This window comes from Bacillus sp. TL12, assembly GCF_022625245.1.
Classification (GTDB): domain Bacteria; phylum Bacillota; class Bacilli; order Bacillales; family Bacillaceae_G; genus Bacillus_A.
On the sequence record NZ_JAJJBY010000059.1, the window covers coordinates 1 to 12,395 of the forward strand.

The 12,395-nt window shown below is 32.2% G+C and carries 12 protein-coding genes and 1 pseudogene; 6 read left to right on the forward strand and 7 right to left on the reverse strand.

Annotation, left to right across the window (positions count from 1 at the left end; translation table 11 throughout):
- Positions 1–340: 340 nt before the first annotated feature.
- Positions 341–703 carry a VOC family protein gene (locus LOK41_RS25845; RefSeq protein ID WP_241818873.1) on the reverse strand — a complete coding sequence of 121 codons (363 nt, stop codon included), beginning with the start codon at positions 701–703 and terminating at the stop codon, positions 341–343.
- Between the two features lie 73 nt (positions 704–776).
- On the opposite strand from LOK41_RS25845, the pseudogene LOK41_RS25850 reads away from it, so the two are divergent.
- Positions 777–1,328: pseudogene (locus tag LOK41_RS25850) on the forward strand (IS6 family transposase); the annotation flags it as partial.
- Between the two features lie 418 nt (positions 1,329–1,746).
- A complete protein-coding gene (locus LOK41_RS25855; protein WP_174103940.1) occupies positions 1,747–1,977 on the forward strand; it encodes a helix-turn-helix transcriptional regulator in 231 nt (76 codons plus the stop codon).
- Positions 1,978–1,983: 6 nt separating this feature from the next.
- Here LOK41_RS25855 and LOK41_RS25860 read toward each other — a convergent pair whose 3' ends face one another.
- From LOK41_RS25860 to LOK41_RS25875, 4 genes are all read right to left on the reverse strand, one after another.
- Positions 1,984–2,598 (reverse strand): replication-relaxation family protein, encoded by a 615-nt coding sequence (locus tag LOK41_RS25860; protein ID WP_241818874.1) that lies wholly within the window; start codon positions 2,596–2,598, stop codon positions 1,984–1,986.
- Positions 2,537–3,718 (reverse strand): FtsK/SpoIIIE domain-containing protein, encoded by a 1,182-nt coding sequence (locus LOK41_RS25865; protein WP_241818875.1) that lies wholly within the window; start codon positions 3,716–3,718, stop codon positions 2,537–2,539. The genes LOK41_RS25860 and LOK41_RS25865 overlap by 62 nt, the downstream gene beginning before the upstream one ends.
- Before the next feature lie 100 nt (positions 3,719–3,818).
- Positions 3,819–4,004 (reverse strand): hypothetical protein, encoded by a 186-nt coding sequence (locus LOK41_RS25870; protein ID WP_241818876.1) that lies wholly within the window; start codon positions 4,002–4,004, stop codon positions 3,819–3,821.
- 1 nt (position 4,005) lies between these two features.
- Positions 4,006–4,302: a hypothetical protein gene (locus tag LOK41_RS25875; RefSeq protein WP_241818877.1), complete on the reverse strand. Its 297-nt coding sequence runs from the start codon at positions 4,300–4,302 to the stop codon at positions 4,006–4,008.
- A 165-nt stretch (positions 4,303–4,467) separates the two neighbouring features.
- Between LOK41_RS25875 and LOK41_RS25880 the strand changes: the two genes are divergently transcribed.
- From LOK41_RS25880 to LOK41_RS25890, 3 genes are all read left to right on the forward strand, one after another.
- Positions 4,468–4,842, forward strand: a complete 375-nt coding sequence (locus LOK41_RS25880) for a hypothetical protein (protein ID WP_241818878.1) — start codon at positions 4,468–4,470, stop codon at positions 4,840–4,842.
- Positions 4,843–4,958: 116 nt separating this feature from the next.
- On the forward strand, positions 4,959–5,258 hold the full coding sequence (locus tag LOK41_RS25885; protein ID WP_241818882.1) for a hypothetical protein: 300 nt from the start codon (positions 4,959–4,961) through the stop codon (positions 5,256–5,258).
- A 389-nt stretch (positions 5,259–5,647) separates the two neighbouring features.
- The gene (locus LOK41_RS25890) at positions 5,648–6,676 is read left to right on the forward strand and encodes an endonuclease/exonuclease/phosphatase family protein (protein WP_241818879.1); all 1,029 of its coding nucleotides are present in this window, start codon (positions 5,648–5,650) and stop codon (positions 6,674–6,676) included.
- Positions 6,677–7,544: 868 nt separating this feature from the next.
- Here LOK41_RS25890 and LOK41_RS25895 read toward each other — a convergent pair.
- Positions 7,545–9,245 (reverse strand): hypothetical protein, encoded by a 1,701-nt coding sequence (locus LOK41_RS25895; RefSeq protein ID WP_241818880.1) that lies wholly within the window; start codon positions 9,243–9,245, stop codon positions 7,545–7,547.
- Between the two features lie 1,254 nt (positions 9,246–10,499).
- Here LOK41_RS25895 and LOK41_RS25900 point away from each other — a divergent pair.
- Positions 10,500–12,179, forward strand: coding sequence for a helix-turn-helix domain-containing protein (locus tag LOK41_RS25900; RefSeq protein WP_241818881.1), 1,680 nt, complete (start codon positions 10,500–10,502; stop codon positions 12,177–12,179).
- Between the two features lie 77 nt (positions 12,180–12,256).
- Here the strand turns inward: LOK41_RS25900 and LOK41_RS29385 are convergent.
- A partial coding sequence (locus LOK41_RS29385; protein ID WP_481748840.1) for an IS3 family transposase occupies positions 12,257–12,395 on the reverse strand: 139 nt, incomplete at its 5' end.

The following is a 12,395-nucleotide window of genomic DNA, read 5'->3' on the forward strand; positions in this document are numbered from 1 at the left end:
ACAACATCGCCATCAACTTAAGAAATTGATTGCTTCCCAAAACGAAAAAATGAGTCAAATTCTCATAAATAATTGTAAAAAGGTAAAATTCTCGTTATGGGGTTATTTCAAAATCTTAGGTTGATGGGCACGCGGCATTGCCAACATTTAGGAAAAAAACTACGCTAGTCAAAAAATACAAAAACCGTCCATCGGGATGGCCTTATTTTTGACATAATTATCGGCATAGGAAGTTAAAGTTTTTTATTTTTAGCTATGTTAAATAATAACGTTGAATTTTTGTAGATTTCTCGTTCAATTAAAGCACCTGATATTTAAAGGAGGTATTTATATATAATACTTATTTGGAATTGACGTGCTCAATATATTCAATTACCGTACCATCTGGTTGTTGTACAATCATGTTGTAACCTGTCGGAACTTTCGTTATATCTTGCTGTATCACAGCTCCATTATCCAACAGCCAAGTCTTATAAGTATGAATATCATCTACTAAGAAAGACAAAGTGATATTCCGTACGGCTTCCAATGCTTCATTTGTTCCGCTTATAAGTAGAATTTGTCCAACAACTGCAATGTCTAATTTCTTCTCTGCATAATGAAATCTTGCTCCTGCTTTGGTTTGAAGCAATTCTTCGTAATACGGAAGAGCTTTTTCCAGTTCGTTTACATAGATAGGTGTCAATATTTTATAGATTTGCATAATCTTTCTGCTCCTTTTTTCCTGATTGTACCATAAATAAGAAGTGAGAAGAATGCCCTTTCTCCTTTGATCAATTCTTTATTCCATTAACCGGCTCGTTAGCTACTATTGTCGTTTTTCTTTAAGTTATCGCGATGTATCTGAAATTCTCAAAGAACGTGGTATTTCTATTCCTCCAACAACTATCATGCGCTGGGTTCATGAATATGGAAATCTTATCTATTACATTTGGAAAAAGAAAAATAAGCATGTACAACGATTGTGGAAGTTGGATGAGACTTATATAAAAGTTAAAGGTGAATGGTGTTATCTCTATCGTACAATCGATAAAGAGGGGAATACATTAGAGTTTCAACTTCGTAAAAAACGAGATTATCAAGCGGCATATGCTTTTATGAAAAGACTTGTTCGATTTTTTGAAGAACCAACGGTTCTGACGACAGATAAGGCCTCTTCTTTAGTTTCTGCATTCAAAAAATTAAAGGAGATAGGTCTTTACAAAAATACCTTTCATTGTACAAGCAAGTACCTCAATACTATCATTGAGCAAGATTACCAACATGTGAAACGTCGATTCTCCTGTTCTTTAGGATTTCAAGGTCTTCGCCATGCCTCACGTACTATCATGTTCAATATCTGCATGTTTTAATTTATTTTTTATTTACATTATAGTACGTGAAATTATATAAAATTCTTCAAAATTCGACCACTGAATAATTTTATATCTCTTAATTTATTAAACTCTTTTTCATTTCTTCACAAATTAAGAAAAGCTTAAACCCTGGTGTACCAATGGATTTAAGCTTTTAATTTTATAGGAATACTCGTTGCAACAAGTTGCCATTAGGCTAGTGTATAAGCAACTTGTAGCTATTACTATGAATGCTACATTCCACAAAATTATTACATATTTTTTTAGTTTTTCTTTTTATTATTCTATGCCTTGCTGTAAAACATAATTCCATATTTATGAACAAAAGTTTAGATTTATGGAATATTGTACAAGCTATTAGTACGATATTATTGATCAGGAGGGATTTCCAATGTTTGGGCTGGGAAAAAAAAGAACTCCATTTGGTAACTATTTAGATCGTAGAGGAATCAAACAACAATGGTTAGTACAAAAGACTGGATTAAGCAAATCATTAATAAGTGATTTAGCAAACAAAAAAGATCGTGTTCCAACTTTTACATCAGCAACAAAAATAATTAAAACACTAAAAAAATTTGATAAAAACATTGATTACCATGATTTTTGGGACATAAATATCTAGGTTTTTTTAAAACATGTCTCCCATCACGAACGTTCTCATAAACACATTTTGTTTTATAGCATATTGCTCTAATTTAGATTGCCGATAGTCTGATAATGTAAAAAAAATAATTACTGGAACTATATCTTTCTGTCTTTTATAGATATCTGTTATATGGCCATATAACTGTATTTTATGCTCATTTTCTTTCATGTGTTGCATCCGATCTACTTCAACGAAATGAGGGACTTTATCCTCAAAATAAGTTGCATCGGGAATAATTCGATATCGCTGACCGCTGATTGAAAATTCTATTGTTTGTTCTGTTTTCCACTCAGGAAACCCTAGCCACATCCAGGCTTCATTTCTCATTACTATGTGCTGTAATTGACTACTTTTTTTCACTTCCCTTGTAACCCCCAATAAACTACGCCCTTTTTTATTGAGGTAATAAACATGCTCACGAGCTATTTTTGTAATGTGACAATACGGGTGCATATCCTTTAATACACGATTTGCATTTCGAATACTTCCCAAACAATGAATCGCTTGTAATTGTCTCCTAGTTGCAAAATCTAATTTACTCAAAGTAGATAAAATCTCGATTTGTCTCGCTTTCTGTTTGAATGTTTGATGCCTCATTTTGTTTCACCACCCTATATTTCTTTAGTAAATTCCACATATCGTTATCCTCCAAATAAGGTACTTGGATTTCTTCTGTACGATCGGTTTTAAATAATGCTCTTCCTGGAAGGGAAGGTAAATCCTCAAGCCCTGGTTCATCCAAAGCAACTTGAGAAGCAATTGCTGTTGGTAATCGAAATCCTAATTTAGCATCAGCATTTTGTTTAATCTGTCTTGGCAGCGTATCAGAAGTAGGATACTGGGTACAAAAGATAAGCCGGAATCCTAAACCTCCCCCAATCCTTGCAATTTCAGATAACATCTCCTGACACATAAATAATAAGTCACGTTGTTTTTTAGGTAAGCCTTGTGTCGGACAAAGGTTTGCTCCTTCATCAACAATAATAAAGTGCCGCTCTTTGATGGATGTATTTATGATATTCGTAAAATAAGATGTCTTCATCATTTCAATTCGTTTTACCATCATCTCACGCACTCTGACTAACATTTCTAATGCTTGTTTTGGGTTTTTGGCAACTTCTTCTACTTGGGACAGATCCTTATAAGGACTGAATTCAAGTCCTTCTTTCAAGTCGATAATAAAAAACTTTACATATTCAGGCTGTTGTAAAATTAAACTCGTCACTACATTTTTTAGAAATACTGTTTTCCCAAAACGAGTCATTCCACTTACACACATATGCGGTGTTTTCTCGAAATCATGATATACGTGTTTATCTAATGCTTTCCCCATCATAACTCTCCATGTGTACTCTTTTAACAGATCCTTAGACCAATTCCACATTTCAGGTATTCGTTGCTTAAATACTCGAATATGAAGCTCTCTTTGATGAAACGATATTTTAACAGGTTTATATAATCCTTCTTCTAATACTTCAGCTAACTTTTTGATAAGTTGACTAGGTACGCCGAGCGGTAACTTGTAAACATAATTCATACTTATATCATCTTCTATTTCTTTTATAAAAATAGGGTATTGTAATTCACCTTTATGTTGAACACATATCTTTGCAATTTCAAAAAACGTAGTAATTTTTTTCTTATCACTCATCTCTTTACCTCTATAAAAATATGCTACAGTTAAAAAGGTTGCTGGAATTAATAAAAGTGACAACATTTCCTCCATACCTCCTTAAGGTAGTTGAGCTTGTATGGAAGGGAAGAAATACATCTAATAGGTGCACTGTTATCTTATTTTTCAACTACCACATGTGATACTAGCGTAGAAACACATCTAGCATATCCATTAGAACGTACCAAACACTTCCGATAAGCAAGCATTTGAGACCTGCACGTAGCAACCAATCTGGAAGGTAAAATCCTTTCTTTTTCAAAAATTTAATCCCTAAAACTGAGATACCAGTAACACCATAAACAACCCCTAATTCTCCAATGATTGTCATATTAACTCCGTCCTTTCAGTTTAATAGACAGATTCCCTTGATTATCTTTGTATAACTGATAATCATCGAGTAATTCATTCCAACTTAATGGATACTCGTCATCATTTAGGTATTCCTCAATTTTACGACTTAAATAATAATAACCACGATACTGTGAATCTAGATATACAGTATGCCGTTGCATGTGCTCTTGTATAGCGCATATGTTTTCTTCACTTTTGGTACTTTTATACATTTGATTCAATGTTCGAGAGGAATAAAGATACGGTGTACTATACAGCATTTGATATTGATTCATATGTCTCGCCATCCATATAAAATTCTAGGTACACTAATACATATGAGTGCTATCCATATTATTGAATTTGTACAAAAAATAAAATATCTACTCACAAAGGACAGTTATGTATATACGAAGAATTTATGTTGCAAAAGCAAAAAAATATGGAAGAGGTGACATGATTTGTTAAAATCAAAAAAATTCATCATTCCGTTATTAATATTTACCTTATTAGCTATATTCGTTATTGAAAAAAGAAGAGTTATTTTTCAGGAGGAAAATCCTATACCGTTAGCCATAGCAATGTCAAAAATGATTTTGCTTAATAAGGAAATAATTGAGGTAGAACCAAACGAAGATCGGTATTCAGATGTTTCTCTTTATTTAGTAAAACGGGGGAAAATGGAGCCTTTCATAGAAATGCTGGAGAAAGATGGTTGGACATTCGTTGAGCAATTAAAATATCAAAATGCTTTAATTTTTGAAAAGGGGAATCAGACCCAAAGTATTTCTTATAGATACTATACAAGATATTATACGATACTCGACTCTTATTAAGATGAACAGTCTTCAAACTGAAAATACTATGCTATAGTATGAAAAGATAATTGTGAAATTAGGGTGGAGGCTATCACTCCTTCTTTCTATTTTGGAAAGAAAGGGGGTGAAAAGCCATGGAAGTACTTCTTGAATTTCTAAAAGAAATTATAAAGGGGATCGTTCGTGAAACGATTGCACACCTCTTTAAGAAAAACATTTTAGAACACAAGAAATCCACCCTATCATCTCGCCGTCGGAAGCGTAAAATAGGGGAGATGGCTATCTCTAATATGTCATCACCTGGTTTGAGAAGCCATAGTCTTTACTGGGGAGATGTAGGCATCGCTCTTCTTATTGCAGATCTGTCTAATCCAGAGTATGCTTGCATGCCTCTCTTCGAATTAGAGTGCCGTCCGCTAAAAGAGGATTCTTAAACAAATAGGTTTTCTTGAAGAGTTGGTATAACACAGAAATATCTGGCCATTTTGCATTTTTTGTGTTTCTCATGCCTTCCTCAGCCTGAGCAAGGGATAAAATCTCTTGCTTTTTCTCTCACAGCCATATTCCGTTCTTTCGACTCTTACGTCTTTTTAAAGTTCAGCGATAGCAGTAAATATAAATATGGTAACACAAGCTTCCAAACTGAGGTAGAAAAATCATCACTTCATCACAGAGAATGAAAATATACTGAGCTATCCATACTAATTCTTAATCCAGTATTTCTACATACCCTTTATTGCGGAATACGATTAGTGCTATATACATCCTCTGATAACCGTCCAATGGGTTTTACAAATTACATAACTAAAGAAGGTGAAAGTTTATGCAAATTCGTTGTGGAACATTTAACTTATACCAATTTGTTGAACCTCCTTTCAAATGGTATGAACCTCATAACATCTATTCAGATGCTGAATGGTTGATGAAGAAAGAATGGATTAAAGAACAAATATTAAAGATGGAATGCGATGTTATTGGTTTTCAAGAAGTGTTTAGCTCAGCTATTTTGAAAAGCTTGGTTGAGGAGTTAGGGTTTATTCATTTTGAAACAGTAGAAACCCCTGTTACAGATATAGATAATCCATTAATATTTATAAAACCTGTAGTTGCGATAGCTTCAAAATATCCAATAATATCAGTAAATCCTGTTAAAGTACCAGATTCCATTATGGAGGAAATACCTGTTAATGAGGATTTCAAATTCAGTCGTATTCCAATAAAGGCTACGATACATATTGATGGTACTGGTGATATTGTTTTTTATGTTTCGCATTTGAAATCCAAAAACCCAGCAGTTAGAGATTTACATTTTAATCCTGGTAATGCATTGGATAAAAAGATATTAGCAACTTTACGAGCAAGGTCGAGAGGACATGTAATATCATTACTACAACGGGGGGCAGAAGCAGCGGCCTTGTATCATGAGATATCTGAAACTTTACACACTCATAAAGAGGTTCCAGTTATCTTGCTTGGTGACTTAAACGATGATGAACACTCTATTCCCATAGAAGCATTAACTAATAGAGAAAGGCTTCTAAAAATAAAGAATGATCCAATTTTGGATGACGATCAACAGATTGTCTATAACCATAAACTTTATGATGCTTTTGACTTAGCTCCAAATCAAAGTGGACAAAAAAGATTGCCTACACATTATTATGGAAAATTAGGAAACGTACTAGACTATATTTTTGTATCTAATGCACTTAATGAGAAAAACAGACAACACGTTGGTCGAGTAAGCTCATATAAGGTACTTGACCGACATTTAAAATGTGATGATATTGAAAATAAAACACAATCTGATCATGCTCAAGTTGTTGCAACCATAAAATTTAAAGAAATTTAACCTTGAAATTAACAAAGGGGGATTTTTAAAGGAGAAATAAATTATGATAGCTACTATTTTGACAATAATAGTTATCTGAAGAGTGCACATGTTATTAACATGTCACTCTTTTTTATTAATTAGTAAAATCTTATATAAATATATATCTTATATATATTTAAAATACAAAGATAAAACTTATATAGGGAGAGTAAATATGATTTTATTTCTACTATAACAAGGGATTTGAGCATCCTATAGCGTAAAAAATCACAAACAGCAAAATCTAACAACGCAAAATTAACCATTAGTAAGGTATAAAACCTACAAATAATCATAAATGAAATCATATATTTCTACATAAAAAATGAAACAAATTGATACATTGTTAAATATATTTATTCAAGTGCTAAATTTTCAATTCATCCACTGTATGTCCACAATTTTAAAATATTTACTCACAAAACATTCACAATATAGGCTAACTAATCAACATAATTAGAATTTGTCACACTACTCACATAAATATTGATGATTTTTGATAGATGAAGTACCAAAATCCCTTTATTGCAATAATAATTACATAAAACTATTCACATTAGGCTCTAATTATCTACTTATCCATGAAATTTATTATTTTTCTTATGATTTTTTGTAGGTATTTGCATGAATTTTAGATAAAAATAACGTGTTTATTTAAATATAGGTGTGGAAAATTAGTTAATTGCAGTACAGTTTTGTATAAGAATGTATAAAAAAAGACTCTATTATGAGTAGAATCGAGTAAAGGTATCTATAAGGGGAAATCAGTGGAGGGCTTTTAAATAATGGAACCAACACGAATAGCCCTCTATTTATATTTTTTTCAAAAATAGAGAGCGAAGTATCGTTAATTTGTTTCGATTACCTCAAGAACCTGCTCAGCTGTTGTTACTTGAATACCAGCGCGTACTAATTGTTCAAAGGCACGCATAAACGTAATCAAATTGAAATCATCTGGTACTTCAATAATGCGAAGTGTTTCTTTAGGTAATCTATCTATTTTTTCAATGAACAATTCGCGAACATCACTCGGAATAAAGCGTTCTTTATGTCCTCTTGCTTTAAGGAGTTCACGTATTTCTATTTCTAAAGCCATATAAGCATTTAGATTTGTACCTTGTTCATAGGCGTACTTTCTAAACAATGTTTCTTCTTGATACTTTAAATAGTTGCGGTGATACGATTCCTCTGTAACAGGTACAGCAAATTTGGATTTTAGTAACTTATATGTTTTACGGAACAACTTTTTGATGTTCCGTAGAGAGTACATAGAGAAATGTAATCTAAAATCAAATACAGCTTGCTCTTTTTGCTCTTTTGGAACATGTTGTGTAATAAGAGGGTAAATACCTTCTTTTGCTGCTGTATCAAGAATTTGATATTGTGATGTTTGATTCAATAGTTTTTTCAGTGTATACACTAACTTATTTGGATATTCTTCATTACGATCTATCATGTCACGTAAGCTGCGAATGACACTTCGAATTTGTCGATGACACGTATACTTAAGTACATGAATAAATTTGTTCATGTCTTGTGCAAATTCACCGATATTCATTTCCTGTAGCACAGATTCAATAAAACGAGCTTTCCGTGCATATGTAACCTTTGGGGTAAATGGATCGCGATATTGTACTTCTCCAGCTTCTTTTGTACATAAGAAATCTGCATGTAAGGATAGATATAACGTCGTATATCTTTTTGTATTTTTAACCCCTTTTTGTAATTTACAAATTTTGAATAGGGGAGTCCCTGTACATGGTAATGCAGTTGTTAATTCTGTCATAACCGAACGGATTTGATGTGGGTATTTCTTATGTAAAAAGCGGTACATTCCGCCAAAATGAGTTTTATTTCCCTTTTCATCCTGTTTGTCTAAGGAACGTTTAAGAGTTACTTCGCTGTGTTGTTGCATAGCGATGTCCAAGAATAACTTCTTAGCTGCAACTGACAGCTCAAAGAAAGCCTTTGTAAATACCACGGGGCTAATATATACATAAGCGTTTGCCTTTTCAGTTTCTTCATTCATAAAATGAGTGAGCTTAATGGTATAGCGGCCATCTAATTCATTTTCAATTGTGATAATGTTATGTAAACTTAATTTCTTTAATGCAATATAGAATTGAGAATGCTGTATGTAAGCAAACTCTTCTTTATATTGCTTGTAGTCTTCCCACATCATATGTACTGTTACATTTGGAATGATTCCATTTGTGTAACATTTCTTGTGTAGATATAAAAAGACTTCTAGATCGGCGTTTGTAATACCGTACAATTTATGTTTTCGTCCCATTGTTTCAGAAATAGCAGATAGTGTACGACGTGAAAAAGATGGTTTCGCCTGAGCCACAAAGCCGTCTACATCAGCAATACGTTCTTCGTATGTCATATGATCTAGAATATCCTCAAGGTATGTATCTTTATAGCTGTAGTATTTCTCTTCGAAAGTTTCAACAAGTTTTTGCCAAGACTTCAGTGTTACTAATACTGCATTTGTAGATTTTCCATTTAGACCACGTTGATTACGAATAATAAATGATTGTCCCATCTTTTTCACCTCCTACACAGAAATCAAGAAATATATGCCAAAACACTATAAAATATACCAATTTTGATTATAGCAAATCGAAATTTGATGAAATATGCCCCTTTAAGAGAAAAAATGAAAAGATGAAATGCGCATTAAGCCCTTGTGTACCAAGGGATTTGAAGATTTACCAAAAATTTTTTATGGACATCATATCGCTACAGATTTTCATCTTTCTAGAAAATCGATAAATCATTAGAAATAACCTTATAAACATTGATACATCAATGTTTATAAGGTTATTTTATAAATACAAAAGGAACATCATATAGCTATAAGTTTTCATGTTTTTAGATATGAAATTATTCATAGGATGGCCTTCAAACGTTGATATTAAAGGGTTTTAACTCGAAATTCCAATTTTTCAAAGGGACATCATATAGCTATAGGATTTTCATTTTTTTATGAAAAAAGGGACATCATACCGCTACAGATTTTCATGTTATATAAATAGTCGAAAATACAAACAAAAGGCAGTTAATGTATGATATCAAAGGGTTTATAGAACATTTACATCATTCAAAAGGGACATCATATAGCTATAAATTTTCATGTGTTTAATTACGAAATAATTCATAGAATAGTCTTTAATCGTTGATATTAAAGGATTCAATATCGAAATTTCAAATTTTAAAAGGAACATCATATAACTAAGAACTTTTCGTCTTTTTATGAAAAAAGGGAGATCATGCCGCTACAGATTTTCATATTATATAAATAGTCGAAAACACGAACGACAGGTAGTGGGTGTATGATATAAAAGGATTAATAGAACATTTACATCATTTCAAAGAGACATCATATAGCTATAAATTTTCATGTTCATATTGTAATTACAAAAGAAATCCTATTATATCAAGCTTTAGTCCTCATTTTTTAAAAATTTTGTGCAGTTGAATGGGCAATAATATAGTTACAGATTTTCATGTTATGAAAAATAAGACTAATAGAAGAATAATCTATGAAAAAGTTAGGTTACTATGTAAGCCTTGGAATTAAGTCGTATTTGGATTTTACAAATTGAGTTGGTCTTGTATAATTATTAAAAGGGAGGACCATAGGTATGAATACTAGGGTCCTGTAAAGGTGTAACGTAGAAAATTCTAAATATAATATTCTGATTATCTTTCTTATTATTTAGAAAGGGACATCATATAGCTAAGTATTTTTACGTTTAGATAACATTCATTAAACTATGTTAGGAGCAAAATATATATGGAAGACGTTCTACAATTGTTTAGAGATGCATTAGCAATAACAGAACCACTTTATAAACAGAACGAGCAATTGTGGCATAAATGGAATTCTTACTATGTAGACGTTGAAGCAGATAATAGTAAAATTGTAACTTCAGAATACCTTTCTCCATCATTTTCAATGCTTGTACAGTGGGTGAAGCAGCAACAAGGAAAAGGTATTTCATCTTTAGGAATATTTAAAAATATAGATACTTACAAAGTAACAATACATGAGACAATTGATGTCTTTATAGCCCAAGAGTTTCGTAATGATGAAACAGCTAATACTATAACAAATACACCAGTGATTGAGCCTGATATGAATATAGCACCTGAAAATTATTTAGAAGTAAATAATTCCGCTGTTTATTATAAGCTAAGAGATGGGATAGCAAAGAATCAATTTGAGGAAGATGAAAATACAAAATTAAAATCATATCCCATTGAAACGAAAGATAGTAATGGAGTAGCACAGCTTTCATCTCATAAAGATGAAGATCTAAGGCTAACAAACATCGAAGAAGCTGCAAGATGGAATACATTAGTAGATGGTGTAATGAGTAATATGGATGATTTAACAGCGGACGTATTAGATACCATCACAATTCAATGGCTAAATGAAGCAAATTCACCTGATGAATTTATTGATTTTTCGTATGAACAAGTTTTAGAAATGTGCAGTATTTCAAAAGCAAAAGCAAATGGCTTTGAATATTATAGAGTGGAAGATAAGATTAAGGTAGCCAAACGTATAGCGGCTCTAGCAAGTATTTTTATATACTTAAATGATGAGAATGAAGTAGTTGTACTAAATGATCGTGCTGAAACCGGGAAACATTATGAAGTAAAGCGTGAAGTCATTAAAAGGTTATTTGTATTAGATTCTGTAGTGCTTTGGAGAGATAAAAATACAAATGAATACATGGGTATAGAATCTTGCCGAATTAAACCGGGAAGTTTCTTATCCAGTTATCTATATGGATCTAATAGCACTACGGCATTACTATCAAAAAAAGCCCTTGAATATAATAGTTATAGACACAAGTATCATAAAAGATTAATTCGTTATTTGACATGGCAGTGGAGAATTCGTCAAATGTTTTCTAACTTAAAAAGGCCCTATTCTATAGGGGGAGATAAAGGGTTATTAGCAGTAATGGGCATAAACCAAAAGCAAAAACCTAACCGTATTCGTGATCAATTAGAAAATGTTTTGATTGATTTAGAAAAAGAAGGTGTAATTTCCCATTGGAAATATGATAAAGGTTTAGATGAGGAACAATTGACGAAGAAGAATTGGTTTAAAAATTATTATTTACAGTTAGGAATAGTAATACTGCCACCTAAAGAATTAATTCATTCAATGGAAAATTTAGCAAAGAAGAAGTCTATTGATGTAATACATGAGGAAAGTCAACCAGTGAAAATTGAAGAAAAGCCCTCAGATATGAATGGAAATGAAGAGTTAATTCGGAATAGAATAGAATTTATGCATCTGAAAAAGAAGATAACTATGCGAGAGCTATCAGCGGAGATAGGCATATCACAGCCCACCCTTTCGAGATTCTATAATAAAAAAACAAAGCGTCTCTCTGGAACTGCGAGAGACAAATTAAGCCAATGGTATAAAAGACAAATGATCATCGATAAAATGTGAATTAAAGCTAAAAATTAGTATTAAAAAGAGTCCTAGAAATGGTGTTAGCCCTGTCAAGTAGACAGCTATAAAAAAGACTAAGCAGCCATCAAGATTCGATATTCTATCGGAGCTCGGTGGTTGAGTCGTTTTTGGAATCGTTTATAGTTATAGAAGTAGATATATTCCTCAATTGCTTGTACTACTTCTTCTTCTGTTTTAAAATGGTGTAAATAC